General features: G+C 42.7%; 16 protein-coding genes. 13 read left to right on the top strand and 3 right to left on the bottom strand.

Features of this window, described 5'->3' with window-relative positions:
• Positions 1–11 precede the first annotated feature (11 nt).
• The 3 genes from ABIS22_03260 to ABIS22_03250 are packed head-to-tail and all read right to left on the bottom strand — an operon-like array spanning position 12 to position 1,483.
• Positions 12–380, bottom strand: coding sequence for a hypothetical protein (locus ABIS22_03260; protein ID MEO7740910.1), 369 nt, complete (start codon positions 378–380; stop codon positions 12–14).
• Positions 381–383: 3 nt separating this feature from the next.
• Entirely contained in the window at positions 384–1,088 is a 705-nt protein-coding gene (locus tag ABIS22_03255) for a hypothetical protein (GenBank protein MEO7740909.1), read from the bottom strand.
• Positions 1,088–1,483: a hypothetical protein gene (locus ABIS22_03250; GenBank protein ID MEO7740908.1), complete on the bottom strand. Its 396-nt coding sequence runs from the start codon at positions 1,481–1,483 to the stop codon at positions 1,088–1,090. Before ABIS22_03250 ends, ABIS22_03255 begins: the two co-directional genes overlap by 1 nt.
• A gap of 178 nt (positions 1,484–1,661) precedes the next feature.
• Here ABIS22_03250 and ABIS22_03245 point away from each other — a divergent pair, with 178 nt between their 5' ends.
• The 13 genes from ABIS22_03245 to ABIS22_03185 all read left to right on the top strand — a co-directional run bounded on the left by ABIS22_03245 (position 1,662) and on the right by ABIS22_03185 (position 21,120).
• On the top strand, positions 1,662–4,274 hold the full coding sequence (locus ABIS22_03245; protein ID MEO7740907.1) for a hypothetical protein: 2,613 nt from the start codon (positions 1,662–1,664) through the stop codon (positions 4,272–4,274).
• Between the two features lie 402 nt (positions 4,275–4,676).
• On the top strand, positions 4,677–5,222 hold the full coding sequence (locus ABIS22_03240) for a hypothetical protein (GenBank protein ID MEO7740906.1): 546 nt from the start codon (positions 4,677–4,679) through the stop codon (positions 5,220–5,222).
• A gap of 247 nt (positions 5,223–5,469) precedes the next feature.
• A complete protein-coding gene (locus ABIS22_03235) occupies positions 5,470–6,693 on the top strand; it encodes a hypothetical protein (protein ID MEO7740905.1) in 1,224 nt (407 codons plus the stop codon).
• A gap of 91 nt (positions 6,694–6,784) precedes the next feature.
• On the top strand, positions 6,785–9,859 hold the full coding sequence (locus ABIS22_03230) for a hypothetical protein (protein ID MEO7740904.1): 3,075 nt from the start codon (positions 6,785–6,787) through the stop codon (positions 9,857–9,859).
• A gap of 13 nt (positions 9,860–9,872) precedes the next feature.
• On the top strand, positions 9,873–10,466 hold the full coding sequence (locus ABIS22_03225) for a hypothetical protein (protein MEO7740903.1): 594 nt from the start codon (positions 9,873–9,875) through the stop codon (positions 10,464–10,466).
• A 15-nt stretch (positions 10,467–10,481) separates the two neighbouring features.
• Complete coding sequence (locus ABIS22_03220; protein ID MEO7740902.1) at positions 10,482–11,504, top strand: PrgI family protein; 1,023 nt, start codon at positions 10,482–10,484, stop codon at positions 11,502–11,504.
• 36 nt (positions 11,505–11,540) lie between these two features.
• Positions 11,541–12,380: a hypothetical protein gene (locus ABIS22_03215; GenBank protein ID MEO7740901.1), complete on the top strand. Its 840-nt coding sequence runs from the start codon at positions 11,541–11,543 to the stop codon at positions 12,378–12,380.
• A complete protein-coding gene (locus tag ABIS22_03210; GenBank protein ID MEO7740900.1) occupies positions 12,380–14,272 on the top strand; it encodes a DUF87 domain-containing protein in 1,893 nt (630 codons plus the stop codon). Before ABIS22_03215 ends, ABIS22_03210 begins: the two co-directional genes overlap by 1 nt.
• Before the next feature lie 12 nt (positions 14,273–14,284).
• Positions 14,285–17,395: a hypothetical protein gene (locus tag ABIS22_03205; protein MEO7740899.1), complete on the top strand. Its 3,111-nt coding sequence runs from the start codon at positions 14,285–14,287 to the stop codon at positions 17,393–17,395.
• Positions 17,392–17,880: a hypothetical protein gene (locus ABIS22_03200; GenBank protein ID MEO7740898.1), complete on the top strand. Its 489-nt coding sequence runs from the start codon at positions 17,392–17,394 to the stop codon at positions 17,878–17,880. The genes ABIS22_03205 and ABIS22_03200 overlap by 4 nt, the downstream gene beginning before the upstream one ends.
• A complete protein-coding gene (locus tag ABIS22_03195; GenBank protein MEO7740897.1) occupies positions 17,877–20,255 on the top strand; it encodes a phage tail tip lysozyme in 2,379 nt (792 codons plus the stop codon). The genes ABIS22_03200 and ABIS22_03195 overlap by 4 nt, the downstream gene beginning before the upstream one ends.
• Before the next feature lie 9 nt (positions 20,256–20,264).
• Positions 20,265–20,753: a hypothetical protein gene (locus ABIS22_03190; protein MEO7740896.1), complete on the top strand. Its 489-nt coding sequence runs from the start codon at positions 20,265–20,267 to the stop codon at positions 20,751–20,753.
• 1 nt (position 20,754) lies between these two features.
• The gene (locus ABIS22_03185) at positions 20,755–21,120 is read left to right on the top strand and encodes a hypothetical protein (GenBank protein MEO7740895.1); all 366 of its coding nucleotides are present in this window, start codon (positions 20,755–20,757) and stop codon (positions 21,118–21,120) included.
• Positions 21,121–21,122: the final 2 nt, after the last annotated feature.

The raw sequence follows: 21,122 nt of genomic DNA, 5'->3' as shown, positions 1-21,122 counted from the left end.
ATAACTTTTATTTAAAATCTACCGACAACAAAGTTTACAATTGCAAACGACATAATAGAAATGACTAGACCTATCACCGCATAAAGGATCGTATCCTTTGCACCTTTTGTTGATGAACTATCGCCCCCTGAAAGGGTATACCGGAGACCTCCAATGATGATCATAATAACAGATGCAATACCAATAGCGTAAATAAGAGTGTTGATTACAATTTTTATCATACTATCTGCTTTGTCTGTTCCCGCCGCCGAACAAACTGTTGATCCTGGATCAGCCGTACAGCCATTAAATACGTTTACTGCACTGACTGGCATAGCAGCACCAAGAGCCACCGTGACAAAAAATGCTATGGCCATAATATATTGTTTGATTCGTTTCATATTTTAAAACCTTCCTATTACTACTTGCGTAAGTGCAAATGCCATTATAACAACAACAAGACCAACGACAGAATATATAATTGTATCTTTTGCCTTCGTAATATTACTGGAGTTGCCACCAGATATCGTGTAGAGAAGTCCACCGATAATTATCATAACTACTGAGATAATACCCGCCCAGAAATAAACTGTATTAAGAATAGCCGAAAGTGTTGCCGCATCCGCTGTAGACTTTGGAATGCCGGTTGCAGGATCGACAGTACCAGCGATAGTACCTGTCACGACATTTACAATAGCGACGGAGAATATAGATATAACAAGTCCAACTACAGCATTCATAATCGTTTTTCTTGCCTTTGCCGATGCATCCGCAGACCCAGCACTTGTAATGTACTTAAACCCACCAACAATAATAAAGACGGCCGCAAGGTATCCAGCAACAGTAAGTATGATCTGAACAACATTAAGTGCAATATGCCAAATAAAGTTAGGTAGTCCGGTCTGACCAGTCGCTGGTGCAGTTACTTGGCATCTGTTGTCCTTTTTCGCAGCAAGGCCGTTATACCAAGCTGGAATACCGAAAAAATTACCGTCACATTCGTTTGCGGCCGCGGCAACCGGCTGTGGAAACGCAGTGGTAAGAAGGGCACCACCACTGGTAGCTACGAATAGGAGCCCGAATATTAAATTTTTTATTGGTGTTTTCACTAAAATATCCCTCCAGGAACAAGATAATTAAGAATTGCCCACATTAGTAGGAAGCAAACAAGTCCTATGACTGTGTTTGTAATAATTGTAATTGCTTTTTTAGTCTGTTCACTGCTTCCACCGGCAGTTGTATAGAGTACTGCGCCGTAGGCAATAGCACCGACAGCAAGAATACCAATACCAGCAGTCATGATGTTAATAGCCGTAAGAAGAAGACCCCAAACGCCACTATGCTTGTAACCACCGCTGTCTTTTTGATCACAACTAATAATTGCTGTCTTTGCTTGTCCACATGTTGACTGTGCGGCAACTGGCGAGGCTCCAGCAGCTAAACTAATAGCCCCCAGTGTAAGTGTCCCAAATACTAATGTCCTTATTGTTTGTTTTAGGCTCATAACTATCTATAATGTACGACAAAAGTGCATACTTGGCAACAGTATAGACAACGTGCAATTATTTGATACCATTATAGGTGGCGAAAAACCTTTAGTGGTATTGACTTTTATGACATATAGTGATATTATCGGAAATATGTGGGACGTAAAGAATTACATCTCGCATAGGGGTAACTCTATGCGATTATTGTTTGTTTTTGTCTTGGCGGCTGTCATGGCTATCCTTTCTGGTATCCTTTTTACAGCTCAACCTGCGCATGCTGCACCTGCAGATGCAACCTGGAGTGGTCAGTCAATCAACTACGATGGTAAAACTTACTCTGGTCCTATCGATTCGGTTGCAACCGATAGTCACAAAATTACCCCTAAAAGTAAGCTGTACGTGTACACAGATCCGGCACCTGTCGGTACTGTTCAGGTACAGCGTAAAGCGTACTTCATCTATTTTGCACCTGGATTAGATCCAGGTAAGGAATCGTCTGCGTCGTACGTTAATTACGATTTCACTCCACCGGATGTGTACAGTAAGCCATCGTCCGTAACAAAAATTAATATAACACCTCAAACTTCCGCTAGTAATAACACAACTAGTTGTGCAGTTGATGGAATTGGCTATATCATCTGTCCAGTCACAAATTTCCTCGCAAAGGGAATGGACTGGCTTTTTGGCATTTTAAGCAGTTTCCTCGTCGTGCGTCCTATTGAATCAAGTCAAGATACTCCTCTTTATAAGGCCTGGACGGTCATGCAGAGTTTTGCAAACGTGGCCTTTGTCATTGCATTCCTCGTACTTATTTACTCACAGATCACTGGTGGAATCATGACTAACTACGGTATCAAAAAGTTACTTCCACGACTTATTGTTGCAGCCATTTTGGTCAACATATCATATTGGATCTGTGCTGTTGCAGTCGATGTATCAAACATTCTTGGATACTCCATCCAAGATGTGTTCCTCGGGATTCGTGATCAACTGGTTGGACCAAGTGGCAACGGCTGGCATATCACTAGCTGGCAGGTCATTACCGGTGCTGTTCTTTCCGGTGCGACCGTTCTAGGCGCAGGTGTTATAGCTGGGCATGGTGCACTTGCTGCGACTGGTGGTAGTTTTGCATCCGCTATCTATCTTCTTCTTCCGGCGCTTGCGCTTGTTGTGCTCGCGATCGTTGTTGCTGTTCTTATTCTTGCAGCAAGACAAGCAATTATTACTATTCTCATCGTTCTTTCTCCACTCGCATTTGTCGCGTTCCTATTACCAAATACCGAGAAAATGTTTAATAAATGGCGAGAACTCTTCACTACAATGTTGGTGTTATTCCCGATGTTCTCAATTGTATTTGGCGGAGCACAACTTGCTGGAACTGCAATTATTCAAAACGCTGACTCACTTCTCGTTGTTATCCTAGGTATGATCGTACAGATCGCACCGGTTGTTATCACACCGCTCCTCATTAAATTAAGCGGTTCACTGCTCGGTCGTATCGCCGGTATGGTTAATAATCCTAAAAAAGGCTTCGTTGATCGTACTCGTAACTGGGGTAAAGAACGTTCAGATCTCCATAAAGCACGTGCTCTTGGCACATCAGCAAATGGACGCCAGTTCCTTCGTAGAGGTGCTCAGGCAAAGCATACGAAGCACAGCCGTGAACAACAATGGAAAAAAGCACACGAAACCGCAGCTGAGGCTCACGTAGCGGGTGATACTGGCTACCGTAACGCAAGTCATGCACTTTCATACGCGAGTATGAATAAAGAAGCAGCGGATGCAATTACAGAAAAAGCATTCAATGATATGCGAGTTGGAAATGTCAAAGTTCAAGTCGCAGAAACAAATCTACGTGTTGCAAAGCTTGACGTAGATGTTTCAAAAGCAAAAGCAGAAGTACAATGGGAAAATATGCGTACCGCAGTCACGCCAATAAATGTGACACCAGCTTATTTAGCTCAAAATGCCCTGCGCGCTCGCGCACTCACGCAGGATACTCAAATCCACGCCCGTCAACTTCATGAAGCACAGGAGATACAAAAAGACGAGTTTGCTGAAGCGCTTATGCATAGCGATGCTTTGCGAACCGTGGCGGGAGGTATTGCTGGTGAAGGAGGTGCAGAGTCCTCACTTGCAGCAGCAATTGCTACGAAGCGTAAGCAATATGGTACGAATATTGCCGAAAAGAATGAACTCCTCAAGCATTTCAACCCTGGATCTGGTGGCTACCAAGAATTAGCACTCGGTAATGACTACAGTGTCACGCGCGACGACGGAACAAGTTACACCTTTAAAGGTGACGATAACTTCACACGTGAAGCGGCTATTGATACGCAACTTAGAACAGGTGCTTTTGGAGACATACAAAAAATCATCGAGGAATCAGCTAAGACTGTTGTTGAAAATGGAGTTGCACGGACTGGTAAAACATATGACTATCGTACTTCCATTTCCGATGCAATACCTCAAAATAATCTTGCAGGCAAAGCTGTCTACTTTGGATCAAAGTCTATCAATGATGTTTCGCAAGGTACGTTTGATCTCGACAAAGCTGCTATCTTCAATATTGTTGAAGGTAAGATTAAAGACGAGGTTCTTGCTAAAATGGATGCTGGTGGTATAAAGAAACTATTCGACGACAAACTGGCTCTCAAAATTACCGACCCTGTCGAGTTAAGTAAGTTTACTGCCAATCGAAAAGAACTTCAATACAGTGCTGATCGCATATTGGCAAATCCAACACTTAGCCAGGGATCAAGTGCGAGTGCTCGTCAAGTCCTCGAAACGTTCCGAGCAACTCCTTAGTCACTGTATTAACTGGCTAACATTGCTTAATTATAAAAATATGACACTCACTTGTCGAGAGATTAAGTATCACTTCCGGCACCCAAGATCCTTCATAATTAGATTGTAGTCGTTCAACACTAGGTATATGAACTTACTGTTCGCCCAGCAAAAAGGTGTGTGGTGTTGTTTATAATGTATTCGATGCTAGTATTTGCGTTACTAATCACTATAATTTGCTCGTATTTGGATGCATGACTATTGATAAATATATTCAAAGATGTTAAAATATATTTATCACAAACCATGAGGTATACTCTGGCCAATGTGAACATTCACAACCAGATCATATCAACAATGGCCAACTGCTTTACGCCGAACGTGCACCAGCATGTCGGAAACAATACCTAGAAAGGTAATCTTATGGATCCTGGGTTCCTCATACTCATCATCGTCCTGGTGGTTGTAGTCATCGCAATCGTTGCCGCCGCCCTACTCCATGTACCACCACCCTCCAAGCCCGGTTCAACGCCGGACGAGATCATCCGGAGACGTACCGAGGAGTTGAAGGCAAGGGCAGACGAGCCGAACCTCACCTTGACGAGTGGCCTTGTGCCTCTCATCAACGAGATGTGTCCGCTAGTAGCTGAGGAGCTCGAGCTTCAAAGCTACCCCAACTCACTGCCGAACTTCCGCCGCATCACGATCAAGGGCAAGGCGTTCATCTCCTGGGCTCTCGCCAGTAACTCTGGCATCTCGATCATGACAGACGGAAATCTCGTCTGCGGAGAGATCGATGCAGTCTCCTATGTCCCCCATGAGGATGGAAGCAAAACTGGCGCTCATCTCGCGATCGGTCTTGCACGAGACCTCGCCAAGATGTTGCCAGATAAGGATCGAGCCGAATACGAGGCAGAAATTGCCGAACTCGTAGAAGCTTGGGAAGCTTCAGTCAAGGCAGCCACCTGAAGAAACACCCGATCCACAGGGCAGCAGTCCTGTGGATCGGGTGTGGGTGATATGATCTGGTTGGCACATCCACACTATCTACACGTTATGCGTGTTTTTTTTGAACGCCAAGTAAAAGAAGCATCACGACCAATGTCAATTCTTGACATATCATTAAGACTATTGCTTTTTATGAAAATTTAGTGTATAGTAAAAGCATTACCACATTATTACGTGCCCAAGTAAGCGCACAAGGGAAAAATAAGCCATGGTCATGATGAACCCTGAAGATCCACGAAACATTAAAACACCTCACGCTGGTGATTTAATTGGTGGTGAAAAACCTACAAACGAATATGACAATACTCCACTTTATGTAGCAGAGGGTCAATATAACCTAACTGGCAACATTCCAGGTACTCCTGGTGAGGGTTACGCACCCGTAACTCCTGAGGAGCAGGCCGCTGCTCGTCAGGCAGTTGAAGCACTTCGTAACAAACAGGAGAAAAAAGGCTTCTCATTAAAAGCAAAGCTTGGTGCGCTTGGTGCTGGCCTAGCAGTTCTTGTTGGTGGCACTTTCGTCGCTAAACAGGCGTTTAGCAGCTCTGCTGCTCCAACTAATACTCAACCTGTTGCGAGTTCACCAGCTAACCCGGGCAATGTTATTCCAACAACTATCGATCAAGGTACAACAAGTATTAGTATCACTCCAACTACAGCGAGTGAAGTAGCGCCTGTAGTAAGCGGCGACAAAGGACCTACCACGATAAGTCCTAGTAGTCCTGAAGTAACAACTAAACCAAACGGCTCAGAAACCGGTCCCGTAAAAGGTGGGCTTTGGGATAAACTTCCCGCTGATAAGCAAGAGTCATTCAGTAAACTTAGTGAAAAGAACTGGGCCGAAATGGATGCGCTTACTTTCCAAAAAGAAGTATACTCAACATTTCAAAACAGCACCGAAGCAGATAAGGGTAGCGCTTTCCTAGAATATGCTGCGTACTTATATGAAAATAATGTAGGACCAGCTCTTGAAAGCGCCAAAAGCGCATACCCACGCCTTGCACCAGATATTACTGATGCAGAAAATATTACATCAACCAGTAAAGGTCAGACAAAAATTCTACATCAGGCGCTAGTAGAAGCAACTGCATATTCTGTAGGTGCGAAAGATAAAGATGCAGGTGCTGTAATTCTTGGACTCGCATTCGACAGTGCAGCTGACACTTTATTTGGAGAAAAACTTGCTGAATATAATGCCTTTGACTTTAAAACTCAACACACCTTTACTGTCGATACTGTAATGCAAGATCCTACCATAACATATACAGAAGGTGCAGATGGTACTCAAGGACACGGTGATGAAGTTTATAACGACATCATTCCAGACGCTGGTGGACATGAGATGCGAAGATATACAGCTTACATCATCAAAAATCCTATGACTGGTGAGGAAGAATATATTCTCTCATTGTTTGGTACTCAAGTTCAGTAAAACTTACATCTTAACTCATATTTACCAGCCCCACACAGGGCTGGTATTTTAGTCCCGGGTGTTGTTAAATGTAATCATAAGGTTTATGAACATGAAGACAAAAATCAAGTATTCATTATTGGCATTACTAATGGTTGTATCTACAATTATCAGTACTGTTTCTATCGCAAACCCAGCTTTAGCTAGTCCTGCTGACACAGCTCCAATCGACGACCAAGCAAAAGCTTTTTTATATTACAGAGCTCTGACAGCTTGCTTTGCTAATGCGTCTGCTAAAAGCCCTATAAGCACAACTGACGTCGTGAGCGGATCATGGTTCAATACAGGGACGGGTGTGTCTATTGGCTACATTGGTTCAAGCGAAGGACTTGTGAATTGTGACGATGCGGGCTTTATAAGCTCGGCAGTGCAGCTCTATGGTTACACTGGTAAGCTTGAGGCTTACTGTGACATTATGAAGGGTGCTGGTGTATCAAGAGTTGATAAAAGTGAATGCACAGGGCCAAGTACAAGTGATCTCAAGATCGATCAAACTGCAGATAAGGTAACGTCTGTTAAGAAAGCTATTGAAATAAAGTACTTTGGTGGTGCAGGAAACCACGGTGATCCAGGATATCTTTCATACTATATAGGTATAAAACAATTTGAGGCAAGGTGCGCTGATAGAGTTAAGCCATTCTCACAAGCTACAACGGATGAGAAATCTACTGGTCTTTCGGTAACTATTGTTAATGATCTGGGTGTAAAAGAGGCTTGGTTATATAAAACTAAACCTGATGTTAACCTTTCAGACACTTCGATGGCAACCTTCGGTCAAGAGGATGGTCAAGGCTACAATCCATATTGTAATAAACCGTCAGACGCAACCAATTCTATAAAAGATAATCTTATTGATAAAAATATTGATGCATATGTGACTTGGTTCGCTACTCACAAGCCTGTAAGCTGTCTAGACCAGTATAAAGGAGTTCCAGCGGACCTGGCAGCATGCGATGCGGGTTTTAAAAACAAAACAGATGCTGCTTTTTGTAATAAAACCTATCCCTCAAATCCAGATCAGAGTCCAGGAAATGTCGCGTGTGTCTTTGGTCGAGAAAAAGCTGCGGGAGGAGCTGACGGTACTATCGTAGCACCTGCCGCTGGTGGTGCAAAAGACACGACATCCTGTGTTGTAGATGGTATTGGATGGATATTGTGTCCTGTTGTTGATTTCATGGCAAAAATTGTAGATGCCGCATACACTGTCGTATCGGCACTATTAACTATTCAGCCAGTTTTATGGACAGGAGATAATACCACTATTTATGACACTTGGGGTGTCATGCGTAACTTTGCGAATGTTGCATTTGTTATAGTCTTTTTGATCATTATTTTTTCACAAATAACTAGTTTTGGTGTTAGTAACTACGGTATCAAAAAGATGCTTCCAAGGTTAGTCGCAGCAGCAATATTGGTAAATATATCGTTTTGGATATGTTCAATTGCGGTCGATGTATCAAATATTGTTGGTACATCTGTCTATGGAGTTTTTAAAAACATAAATGCAAATATTGCACCAGTTAGCGCACAGTTCTCGAGTGGTGCAACTGGTAAAGGATGGTCTGGTATAGCGGGAGGTGTCCTTGCGGGAGTTGCGGTTGGAGTTGGAGCGCTTTTCGTGGGACTATCTGCACTTCTTCCGGCACTTATAATAGCCTTGATTGCTATTGTAACTGTTTTTATTGTGTTAACCGTTCGTCAGGCGTTAGTAGTCCTGTTAATTGTTATTTCTCCTCTTGCATTTGTTGCGTTTTTACTACCAAACACAGAATCTATGTTTAAAAAGTGGCGGAGCCTACTTCAAACGATGTTACTTATGTACCCAATTATAGGTCTTGTGTTTGGTGCGGCATCACTCGCATCAACTGTCATCATGACTACCGTGCCAGCCGGTACCAAAGAAGGATTAAAGCTTGCTATCCAAGTTATGGGTGCGCTCGTTTCAATCATACCTCTTGCTCTGACTCCACTTATTATGAAGGCTGCCGGTGGAGTACTCGGTAAAGTTGGTGCATTTGTGAATAATCCAAACAGAGGTCCGTTTGATCGCATGAAAAAGGGAGCTGCAAACTTTAAAGCAGATTCAAAAAATAGTCGAGGTATTCGTGCGATGAACGGTGGACCTTCAATGATTGGACGTGCTGGAGCTATCAGGCGACGCAATAAGATAAACGCACAAAGAAGCGGCCGCGATGAACAATTCAAACACCTTCAAAACGAAGAAATACTTAAAGAAGCTGTAACAAATAGAGATTTTGCAAAAAGTGTGGCTGGGCAGAATGCTACCGGATATCAAGCAAGAGCTCAAGCACAATTAAATAAAATTGACAAAGAAAAGATCGAAAATGAAGAATTCCTCCTTAAAGCAAGACTCGCTCCTGATCAACTTGTTGATGGTGCGGTTAAAGCGCTTAGGGATTCTGTTGCAATAGCAAACGACTCTACAAAATCAGAGTCTGTCAGGGAAGAAGCGTCAACTAAAGCTCGTGCAGCTACAAGTATTTTAGCAAATCAAACTGGAGCAAAGGGTCTTAGCAAGTTAAGAAATACGTTTACAGACACGATTGATCCTGCCACTGGCGCTATTGTTCCAGCAATAAACCCTACTGGAGCGGTTGGAGAATCTATTCGGAGAGATATTTCAAATTCAAACTTAAAAGGACGTGACGCGGGTATGGATGCGTGGTCCAGAGATACACAAAATACAAAGCTCGATGAGACTAGCGGCAAGGCAGGTACTTGGGGTGGGCTCTCTCATGAACAAATTGCTGGTCAAACAGCAGATGCGATCACAGCAGCTGGAAATTCAGGTGGTATAAGTGCCGAAACTGCAACAGCAGTACTTGCAAACGAAAAACTTAATTCAACCATTGGCACTGACGGAAAGAAAGCTTTGCAAGCAATTGCTAATAGTGCTACACCTAGCCCTACTCCTCCAGGTCCTGTGCCAGGAACAAACCCTCCACCATCAAATACACCTACCGTTCGTACTGGTCCAGCACCAACGCCAGCACCAACACCTTCAAATCCATATACAGTACCTACAGCACCACCAACCGTCGCTACGGCTCCAGCACCAACAACAACTCCAATTTGGCCTGGTGCTACTGTAAGAACAAGGCCTTAGTAGTGTCTTGCTTATGAATAAGATTCTTGGCGGAGCAATGCGTTGCGGAAAAACAACGCTTGCGAAAAATATTTGTCTCGAAACTAACTTAACACGACTGTCATCTGATTTAATACGAAAAAAAATACGGTCTCAACTAGAAAAAGATAGTAGTCATCCACTTTTTGCTTGGAGCACTATTGATAGCCTTAGAGGATCAGCCTGGGAGAAGAAGCATAGCGAAAATACCGATGAACTCGTTAATCTATTCATAAATGAGGCAACGGCGCTCCAAACATTTATTAAAAAGGAAATTAATGATACAAAGGGCGACTTCTTACTTGAAGGTTCACACATCCTCCCAAGGTTTGCGTTAACGGTTACTGATATTGCTCATATCACATACGTTATAGATAGCAGCCCTGATCAGTTTGAACGTGTTGCGCGTGCTCAAAAAAGTCCCGATAAGGATTTTCACTATGTCCAGGCATGGTCATATTTTAATAGAGCATACGGTAAATATCTCCAAAAACAATGTAAATTATACGGTATTCGTTGTTTTGATATTGCCGATATGGGGTTTGAAAAAACTATGGCAACAGTGGCAGCCACACTAACTACAAAATGATATACTATAAGCAATATGGCGGTCTATAAAGTACCTCAAGATGTCGAAGCTGATGACAAACTCATCGGCCCGTTTAGCTTCCGCCAATTTATATACTTAATTATCGTCGCTATTTCAATCGCACTTGCGTGGGGACTTTCTCAGCTATTCATACCGCTAGCCATTATTCCTCTCCCAATCATCCTGTTCTTCGGCGCGCTTGCACTTCCACTCAGAAAAGATCAACCAATGGAAATCTATCTCGCAGCAATAGTCTCATTTTATTTAAAACCTCGTCGTCGACTATGGGAACCTGATGGTATTCAGTCCCTTGTTGAGATCACTGCTCCGAAGGTTATTGAGGTACAGCGAACTAAAAACATATCTCAAAATGAGGCTGAGAAGCGTCTATCTTACCTCGCAAGCGTAGTTGATAGTGGAGGCTGGGCAGTTCGTGGTGTTCCGATGCCAACAGAACCAGATAACTCAATGGTAACTGACATGTTTTTTGAAGCTCAACAGGCAGAAGATGTGCTTGATAATAATGCCAAAGTTTCTCAATCCTTTGACACAATGATCGGCCAAGCAGACGTAAAGCGACGTCAGGATATGATAAATCAAATGCACCAGCAGCCTATAGCACAGCCAGCGCCGGTTCAAATCGCCGTTCCAGATCCGTATGCAGCACTGACTCAGACACCCACCAATATACAAGATCCTCATCTTACTTTTAATCCGTATCCGAATTCAATGCAGCAAACTGTTATTCGACCACTTAGCGATAACCAGCCTATTCAATCACAACCACGACAAGCTCCAGTTGAACCAGTTCCTGTCCCTCAACCACAACAACAATTAGCTCCAGAACCTATAATTCAACCTGTTATTCAAGCGCCTGAGACTACTGAAACAAACACTAGCGAGAATCGTGTATCTCCTGATATAATAAGCCTTGCAAGTAACTCTGATCTATCTATTGAGACAATCGCTCATGAGGCTAATCGAATTCGTCAAAAACAAGAACATCTTGACGAAGAAGTATTAATTTCACTGCGATAGATACAGTAGAGATAAGAGTAGGAAGAGTGGGAGATCGTGCCGCCAAATAATCAACCCGTCCCTGGCCAAGTGCCAGTTGGAGCCATCGGAAGTCAACCTGTAGCAGAGCCAGTACCTGGTAAAGCTCCTGAAGTAGCTGTCAAAAAGCAAACTGGGCAGAATTCTACCCAGACTAGTTTACTTATCTCAGAAATCCGTGATGGTATGGTTATTATGAATGACGGTAGTTTCAGATCTGTTATCGCATGTAAATCAATTAACTTTGATCTTATGAGTAGCCGTGAACGCGAAGGTGTTGAGTTCAGCTACCAAAACTTCCTCAATGCTCTCTATTTTCCAGTTCAGATATTTATCAGGTCGCAACGTGTCGATATCGGCCCATACATAGACCGTCTATCTGCAATTCGTAAATCACAAGATAACATGCTTCTAAATGTCCTCATGGATGACTATATAAACTTTATCGACGTCTTATCCCAAGAAGCGAATATTATGGACAAAAGCTTTTTTGTAGTCATACCATTTTTCCCAGCTGGTGATCTTAGTAACATCGTCGAACAGGGAAAGGGTTTTTTTGGAAAAGTATTTGCAAAACAAACCCTAAGTGCAACAAAAATTGATAAGGTTGCCTACGATAAAGCTAAGGATGAGATCAAAAACCGTACCGACTCAGTTATGAGTGGGTTATTCCAAATTGGTGTTCGCTGTGTACAGTTAAATACTAAGGAGCTTGGTGAGCTTTACTATAATGTTTACAACCCTGACACTGCAGTACGTGAGCCCCTCGGTGACTTTGAAACTGTCACGAGTACGTATGTTCGTAAAGGAGAAGGTCAAGCACCTCGAATTAATCAAGCCGGCGAGGAGACAATGTAATGGCTAAAAAACAACTTGATCCAATCGATATTGCAGCTCAACAGCGAGCAAGAGAACAGGCAGAAATAGAAGCAGCTTTTTTGAAGGGTATGACGACTCTTCGTGATCTTATCGCGCCAAGTAGTCTGGAAATTCATTCAAGTCATTTCCGCCTTGGAACAAAGTACGGCCGAACTCTCTATATCTATGGATACCCTCGCCAAATCTATACAGGATGGCTCAGTTCACTTATCAATATTGATGAGGTACTCGATATTAGTATGTTTATCTATCCTGTCGAAAGCCAGGTAGTGCTGTCAAACCTTCGTAAAAAAGTGACGCAACTCGAAGCAACAATGTCGATCAACAATGAAAAGGGTAGGACACGTGACCCTGGCCTTGAAGCGGCATTACAGGACGCTGAAGAGCTTCGTGATGAACTTCAGGTTGGTTCTGAGCGATTCTTCCGTTATGGACTATATGTAACGTTATATGCAGACAGCTTAGATGAACTCAGCTTCGTGCAACATAAAATCGAAACGTTATTTGGTCAGCAACTTATATTTAGTAAGGTTGCTAGTAGCCAACAGGAGCAGGGACTTAATAGTACCGTTCCGCAGATGAGTGATCAGCTACAAATTCGTCGTAACATGAACACTGGTGCAATCAGTACCAGCTTCCCATTCACGAGCGCAGATCTTACTCAGGAAAAAGGTGTTCTTTACGGCATCAATATGCATAATAATGGACTCGTTATTTTTGATCGTTTCAGTCTTGAGAACGCTAATATGGTCGTGTTCGCGAAATCTGGTGCTGGTAAATCCTTTACTATTAAGCTCGAAGCATTACGAGCGATGATGGTTGGGTCAGAAATCCTTATTATCGATCCTGAAAATGAGTATCAGAAACTATGTGATGCAGTCGGTGGTAGTTATATCCGCCTCAGCCTCAATGCAGATACACGTATCAATCCATTTGACTTGCCGCGTGTAATTGATAGTGATGAAGCAGATGATGCACTACGAGCGAACCTCGTAACACTTCATGGACTACTCCGCCTCATGCTTGGTGGAACTCAAACAACAGCAGCAGGACAAGCTATGTCTGCATTAACTCCAGCTGAAGAAGCTGACCTAGATCAGGGACTCATTGATACATATGCACGTGCAGGAATCACGAGTGATCCACTCACACATAACTCACTACCGCCAACTATTTCTGATCTATATGACACCCTCCTTCACATGGGCGGAACAGGACCTGCACTTGCGCAGCGTCTTCGTAAATATACATCTGGTACATTTGCTGGAATCTTCTCTCAGCAATCCAATATCGATATCAACAATAATATGGTTGTCTTTAATATCCGTGATCTTGAAGACGAGCTTAGACCAGTTGCGATGTATATTGTCCTCTCACATATTTGGAACATTACGCGTAGTGTTCAGAAAAAACGTATGCTTATTGTCGACGAGGCGTGGCAATTAATGAAATACGACGACTCTGCAAACTTTCTGTTTAGTCTCGCAAAGCGTGCACGTAAATACTACCTTGGCCTTACGACAATCACACAAGATGTCGAAGACTTTATGGGAAGTAAGATGGGCCGTGCAATCGTCGCCAACTCCTCTATGCAGCTTCTTTTAAAGCAATCGTCAAGTGCTGTCGATGTGTTATCTGACGTGTTTAAGCTAACCGAGGAAGAAAGAAAAAGACTCGCGAACTTCCCGGTCGGGCAGGGCCTCTTCTTCGCTGGACAAAACCATGTTCACATTCAGATTGTTCCTTCACAGACTGAACAAAGCCTTATTTCAACAAATCCTGTTGATTCAGTTAAGCCAAATAAAGCCCCGGTTTCAGGGGAGCCTGTAGCTAATAATGGGTACATGAACCCTGGCGAATATAGCGTATAATAGAAGTAATTTATGGCACTGAGAACAAGTGATAGTAAAGAGGAGCAAGACGAAGCCTATAACCCGGCTAATCTTCATGCTGCGGAACAGTTTCCGGATGCGTATAGTAAAAGTGGTGTTGATCAAGCTGAAGCATTTGCAAACGATCCTGAAAATCACGATGGTCAGCCGCTTAGTACCAAGAAGATTAGTAAAAATGATAACGAGGATAGTAATAGTAGCCGTGATGCCGCTAAAAACCAAGAAGAAAACGCTGGTGGCTGGAAAAATTCATTTACAAAAAATGACTCAGCTCAAAATAGTGGTGGGCGATTTAGTGGTGTTGTAAATGTTGCGAAGAAAAAAGGACCGATGGCACTTATCGTCACTGCACTGCTTGGGGGTGGTGGTCTATTTTCGCTCGTTAGTATTCCTTTACTACCAATTCAATTCAGTGAAACACTCCGTGGAAGTTTAAATGATCAACTTACGACAATGGATCTTCGTACGGATAAAGTTCTTAAAGCAAGACTAAGTGGTTTGTCTCCAAAACTTAGTTCATGCGGTAGCGTGAAGATTCGTTGTAAATTTACGACTATGTCAGATAAACAGGTTCAGCAATTTAAAAATGCTGGGTTTAAAGACATAACAACCGAAAAAAATGGTCTCACAGGTCGAAATACTATTACAGGAATATCTACTCCAGACGGAGTTAAGATAACTGATCCAGGTCATCTCACTGAACTAGCAAAAAGTGATCCGGCTCTCCGTAGTGCACTTCGAAAAACGTACAATCCAAAATTTGCTGGATTTTCGGATTCGGTTGCTAAAAAAGTATATACGAAGTTTAAAACCGACAAATCCAAAAAAGTTGTAGGTAATACCGACGAAGAACGGAATAAGGCAGTCGATAATGCAACTGCCGGTGACAAGGCCTTTACGGGTCTAACAGATAAAGGCCCGGTTCAAGATGATAATGATGGAAAAGGGAAATATTACACTGATTCAACAGGTGAAAAAGTATATGAACTTGATGCTAATAAAAATCCTAATCCAAAGTTTAAAGAAATAGCTGATAGCTCTGGTGGAGTTGGACGTATTAATGACTCTGCTAAAGTTGGAGGTCACGCGACAGAAGGTGTCCTTAAATCTGGCCTCAAGGGAATATCTATTATCGGATATGCAGACACAGCTTGTACTGTCTATAACACAGCGAGGGCAGTTGCAGCAGCTGCAAAAATCACTCGTGCCGTCCAGCTTGCACAGTTTGCAATGGTATTCTTTAACACTGCTGATGCAATTAAAGCAGGGGATGCAAAGCCAGGTGATGTTGAGTATGTTGGAAAAAAATTAACCGACCTTGATCTTAATAAAACAGCAACTGATGAATCGAGTATTACTGGTATTGATAAGACAACAGGAAACCTTCAAACAAAGGATGTATCAAATTCCTTTTACGGTAAAAGCGCCTTAGATTCACCGGGCTATAAAACAGCTGCATACAACGAAGCGCCAACACTCACTTCAAGATCACAGCAGTTTATGACGGGTGGTGGACTTGTCGGAACACTATCGGGTGTTGTGGATACAATCGCTGGAATCTTAAATCTAGGGACAGCGAAAACTCCAAAGATTGCGCGCGAAAATATCAGAAATACCTGTAAAACTGTTCAGAGTTGGTGGGCTCGAACAGCTGGTCTTATTGCAGGACTTGCATCCGCCGTTGGATCATTTGGTATACTTACGTTCGCAACAGTTGGAGCGTCCGTTGCAATTGGTTTTGCAACCCCATTCCTAGAGGCCCAGCTTGCTGATATCATTGCTGGTAAAGTTGTTGGGGCTGATACGAAAAACGTTGCGGTTGGTGACGCGGCATTTTCAGGTGGTGGAGCCCTTATGGGTGACTTCGCAAAACAGCGTGGTCTTAAACCTGCTAATAAAGCCTCGTTAAAGTCATATCTCGCCATTACTGATGAAGTGAAGAGTCAGGATGTTGCTATGGAAACATATGAAGCGAAGAGTACGCCTTTTGATGTCACGAAACAGTACTCTTTCCTTGGTTCTTTAGTGCGAAAAGTAAATCCAACGATCGTTGAGTCAACAGGTAGTATCGCAGCAGCGCTGACAAGTATTCCATCGTTCCTCGGTGCAGCTTTTAGTAGTATTATCCCACAGGCAAGTGCTGATCAGGTTTTTAATCCAGATAGATTTAGCAAATGTCCCGATCCAGGATATGATGATGTTGGAATTGATGCCGATGTATTTTGTAATGTCCGTTACGTTCTTCCAACTGATGAACTTAATATGGACTCGTCAACTGCACTCAACTATATGCTTGATAACCAACAGATAAATAGTGATACTGGCGAAGCAGTTGCCGGAAGTGACTACGAGGCATGGCAGAAACTATGTACAGACCGCACAGCTGGATGGGGTGAGTCTGATAATGCGGATGATAACAACGGTGCTGGACTTGGTACGGAATGTATGGGTGATGGGCCAAGTGGATCAGTAGCATTTAAATATTACCGTGTCTACAATATAGACAACCCAATTAATGATGGTATGGATTCCGAACCAGATCCAAGCGCACAGGATGGTGGCACATCAACAGCTGCAACTGGTGGAAGTACAGTTAGTGCAACCGCACCAGAGGCATGTAAAACACTTCCAGCTGATGATCTTGGCCAGATTAGTTGTCATTCATTCAAGTTTGATGACTACGGATACGTATACGCAGGTGGACATAGTGGAACAGCAGCAGCCTTCATGGCTAAATTTAACGCTGGTGGCTTTAAGGCTGGAACAGACGCTATTGTAGATTGTAGTGGTCTTGTTCGTATGTCAATCTTTGACGCATTTGGTGTGGATGTTGGAGATATTGCGACTGGCAACATGCTTGGCAACTCAAACTTCACTGAAATACCAAAAGCTCAAGCAGGTCCTGGAGATATCCTTCTTCGTACTGGGCATACAGAAATTGTTGTATCAAATGATGTTGCAGCTCAAAAATTCCAGCAATTCGGTGCGCACACAGATAATACGGCATTTCCAAAACAAGTTGGTCCGGCCAGTGGAACCTGGGGAGCATGGGAACATGTTCTTCGATTTAAAAAACCAGGTGCAACGGTACCAGCATCATGATGATTAAAAATAAGTTTGTCATCATTATCACTGTAATTTTACTTATTGTTGGTGGGGTTTTAATATGGTACGTCGTCACGAAGCCGAAAGAGGTGGTTACGCCAGTTATTTCAAATAGTCCAGATACAACCGCTGAAATTACACCTCCTACGAGCACTCCAACGGTTGGTAATAGTCCAATTAAAATTAACGAGTATCCAAACCGTACAAATGATGAGCTAAATAGTACTATAATAAAAGCAGCTCCTCAGCCCCTTGTTAGATCTAATGGAAAAGCTAACTATATTATTCTTACTGTTGTTTCACCTATAAAAGCTTGGTACATTGTCACAATTCGACTAACAACCGTACAGACTGATGATGCAAAAATAATTATTAAAGATAACGGAACAGCTGCTGGTGGATTAGAGGTTATCGCGGGACCTGGAACAACATTTCCAGATGCTATCGATCTACCTCCGGAAGTAAGGATTGCACTATCATGAGAATAATTCGAAATAAGTCTATCCGTATTGGTCAGCGATTCGTTATATTCACTATGATCAGCGCCTTTGTTTTTTCAACTTTCTCACCAGCCATTTCATATGCACAGTCAACTGGTGATGATCCTGCGTTCTACGCAGGTAATGATATCCTCACATATAGCCGTTCTGCAAAATCCTGTAGTGCAACTCCAGCAGGCGTCGCAACAGCAGCACCTGCAAGTATTACTCCTGAGCAAAAGATTGCCCAGACTTTTGTTGTTGGCTTTGATCCAACTCAAACAGATGCTGTGAGCACAGCGGTAAAAGATTTTAAAATTGGTGGAGTATTCTTTAACGGCGAAGATTTTTCAAAGTTAAATGCAAAATTCTTTACAGATCTAAATACATCTAATGGTACGCCAATGTTCATTAGTGCCGACGATGAAGGCGGTAAAGTAACACGTTTTGCTCCAAGTATGCCGTCAGCTAAAGATATGGGTGCGAATATGACTGCATCGCAAATCGAAATTCAAGGTAAAAAAGTTGCAGATGCGATGATGGCTAATGGAGCAAACATCGATCTCGCTCCTGTATTAGATATCCAAAATCCAAAAGGTTTTATGACAATTGCCGAACGTACCTGGTCAACTAATCCTGACGTTATTTCTGAAAAAGCTGGAGCATTTGCCAGAGGACTTAGTGATGGTGGTGTAAAACCTGTGTATAAACACTTCCCAGGTATTGGTGATCTTACTCAAAATACAGACAAAGGTAAATCTGCCTCTCAAAGCCTCAAGGCCATGGAAGATGCTGGTCAACTCAAGCCATACAAAGCTATTGGTAATCAAAACGGTGCTGCTGTCATGCTTAGTAACGGATATATTAATGAGTGGGGTAGTACGCCTGTCAGTATCAATCCAGAAGCTATCGCGTACCTCCATGAAACAATTGGATTCGCTGGGCTAATCACAACTGATGATCTTACCCCAATGACAAAGTATACAAACATGAGTGTTCCTGATGCAGTCGCTGCAGCTATGAATGCAGGTGTCGATATGCCTTTGTTTGATAGTACTGATCTTGCGGCGGTTATTAAAACGGTCTCTGCAAAGGTTTCAACGGATAAAATTGAAGTAGCTTATCAACATGCAATAAAATTCCGCGGTGGAACCCCTGCAGCCTCTGACGCTTCTACAGACACAAGTTCAGCCACTAGTGGTTGTTGTACTGCAGCGGGAGCAACAACATCAATCGAACTCACCGGTAAAGATAATACCGAAAAGATTCTATCGTTCTTTATGAATAATGGTCTTACATTAGCACAAGCATCTGGTTTTATTGGCAATATGGTTCAAGAATCTGGTTTAAATCCTGCTGCTGTTCAACCTAGTACCACAACGAGTGATCCTAATTACGTCCCACAAAGTGGAACAGGTTTTGGACTCGTTCAGTGGACATTCCCAGAACGTCAAGATCCACTTGTCGCATTTATAAAGTCAAAAAATGTCAGTATGATCGATATGGGCGGTCAGTTAGGATTTGTCTGGCAGGAACTCAACAGTCCAACCTGGGCAAAAATGCTCGCAGTACTAAAAACAGAAACTGATCCTGTTGAGGCTGCAATTACAATTCATGGACGAAAAGGTTCTAATATTAGGGGACCAAGTGACGACTTCCGTGGATACGAGGAGTCTGGTGATACTCCTGATGCCGTCCGAACTGTTCGTGGTGGAGAAGCAAAGCGAGTTTATGATCTTTACGCAGATAAAGCTCCGGTTGCAACCGGAGTACCGACGGCCGCGGGAACTCCAACTGCCGCTTCAGCTTCTGGATGTGCAGCAGCAACACCAACCAGCATGGGTCCAGCAGTTGCAGCAGGTGACTTCGTCTTTTATCGTCAAGGTGATCCTCAATGGGGACAGAAAGAATACTCAGGCGGATCATACGCTGGTAACGCTTGTGGCGCTACATCACCGGCGATGGTAATTGCAACTTGGAAAGATAAATCGATTAACCCCTATATTGTTGGTGAGTGGATTAAAGCAAATTCAACACCATATAACGCAAATGAAATGCCAAAAATTCTCGCCAACTGGGGTGTAAAAGGTGAATTACAATTTGCTTACTCGCCACCACCATCAGACATAAAATTGAAAATTGACTCAGCTCTCAAGTCCGGAAATATGGTTATCGTCAGTGGAGCTGGAGCAAAACCATTTACAAGTGGTGGTCACTTCATCGTTCTTCGTGGCATAACAGCAGACGGCCAATATCTTATCGGTGATCCTGCCGCTCCTTCAGAAGGTACTGATGCATATAACCAGAAGCCCTGGGACCCAAATCTAATATACGGCGCATCAGAATTCCGAAGTGCAACAATAGCAATAAAACCATAGGAAAGATATATGAATAAACAATACGGCATACTCACAGCTCTCATACTTCTTCTCATCGCAGCGGCTACTGGTGTGTATTTTATTTATCAGGCAAAGTATCAAACTGCATATGATGCGCTTGATCCTGATACAGGTCTTGTTATAACAGTAAACGGTGTAACTTCAGGTGAAAAGTTACCACAAACTCCAGTGTACGGAGGTGCTTTACTTACAAAACTCGGTATATCATCTGTTCAATATCAAAAGATACAAAATGTCATACAGGCAACTGTTACTGATACATATAAAAACACCTATAATCAGGTCGCAATCAACGCAAAGTCTTTATTATTTGATAAAAGCTCGCGAACCTACACTTTTAAAGCGCGGCTTGGTGATATTGGTAGTACAAAGTATATTTTTGTAACTATAAAGATGGTTAGTGATACTGAATTTACTATAGAAATTAAAGATGATGAATCAAAAGTATTAAAAAATGATAATTCGGTAAAGGTATAATATGGCACTAAAAGAATTTATTGATAGATATATCCGGCAAATAATTGCAGTGGTCATACTTATTATTTTTGCACTTGTGATTGTCGGGGGGGCGTTACTTATGAAATCACAACCACCCGCTATAATCGATCCGAGTAGCTCATTTTTAACGGATAACCCAATTGTTTCACGACTTCCGTACCAAGATCCTTATTATAATATTAGCTATAAAACAGACAGCCAGACAACAAATCAAATAACACTTACTATTCGCACACCATCACCACGCTACAGATATACTGCAATTGGTAAATTACAGAGTTGGGGATACGATCCAACGGACTATAAAATAGAATTTATTGACTATAAAAACCCGCTGGAGAAATAGTT

The organism is Candidatus Saccharimonadales bacterium, from assembly GCA_039928925.1.
GTDB lineage: Bacteria > Patescibacteriota > Saccharimonadia > Saccharimonadales > Saccharimonadaceae > UBA6022.
Note: the sequence above shows the minus strand (reverse complement) of the source record. Positions and strands in the feature narration are given on the sequence as shown.

What these genes read in the sequence shown, in the direction of transcription:
- ABIS22_03235 (MEO7740905.1), top strand. Translation starts at nt 5,470, where the DNA reads ATGGTCATGATGAACCCTGAAGATCCACGAAACATTAAAACACCTCAC.
- ABIS22_03185 (MEO7740895.1), top strand. Translation starts at nt 20,755, where the DNA reads ATGGCACTAAAAGAATTTATTGATAGATATATCCGGCAAATAATTGCA.
- ABIS22_03230 (MEO7740904.1), top strand. Translation starts at nt 6,785, where the DNA reads ATGAAGACAAAAATCAAGTATTCATTATTGGCATTACTAATGGTTGTA.
- ABIS22_03200 (MEO7740898.1), top strand. Translation starts at nt 17,392, where the DNA reads ATGATGATTAAAAATAAGTTTGTCATCATTATCACTGTAATTTTACTT.
- ABIS22_03210 (MEO7740900.1), top strand. Translation starts at nt 12,380, where the DNA reads ATGGCTAAAAAACAACTTGATCCAATCGATATTGCAGCTCAACAGCGA.
- ABIS22_03250 (MEO7740908.1), bottom strand. Translation starts at nt 1,483, where the DNA reads ATGAGCCTAAAACAAACAATAAGGACATTAGTATTTGGGACACTTACA.
- ABIS22_03245 (MEO7740907.1), top strand. Translation starts at nt 1,662, where the DNA reads ATGCGATTATTGTTTGTTTTTGTCTTGGCGGCTGTCATGGCTATCCTT.
- ABIS22_03220 (MEO7740902.1), top strand. Translation starts at nt 10,482, where the DNA reads ATGGCGGTCTATAAAGTACCTCAAGATGTCGAAGCTGATGACAAACTC.
- ABIS22_03225 (MEO7740903.1), top strand. Translation starts at nt 9,873, where the DNA reads ATGAATAAGATTCTTGGCGGAGCAATGCGTTGCGGAAAAACAACGCTT.
- ABIS22_03205 (MEO7740899.1), top strand. Translation starts at nt 14,285, where the DNA reads ATGGCACTGAGAACAAGTGATAGTAAAGAGGAGCAAGACGAAGCCTAT.
- ABIS22_03190 (MEO7740896.1), top strand. Translation starts at nt 20,265, where the DNA reads ATGAATAAACAATACGGCATACTCACAGCTCTCATACTTCTTCTCATC.
- ABIS22_03240 (MEO7740906.1), top strand. Translation starts at nt 4,677, where the DNA reads ATGGATCCTGGGTTCCTCATACTCATCATCGTCCTGGTGGTTGTAGTC.
- ABIS22_03195 (MEO7740897.1), top strand. Translation starts at nt 17,877, where the DNA reads ATGAGAATAATTCGAAATAAGTCTATCCGTATTGGTCAGCGATTCGTT.
- ABIS22_03260 (MEO7740910.1), bottom strand. Translation starts at nt 380, where the DNA reads ATGAAACGAATCAAACAATATATTATGGCCATAGCATTTTTTGTCACG.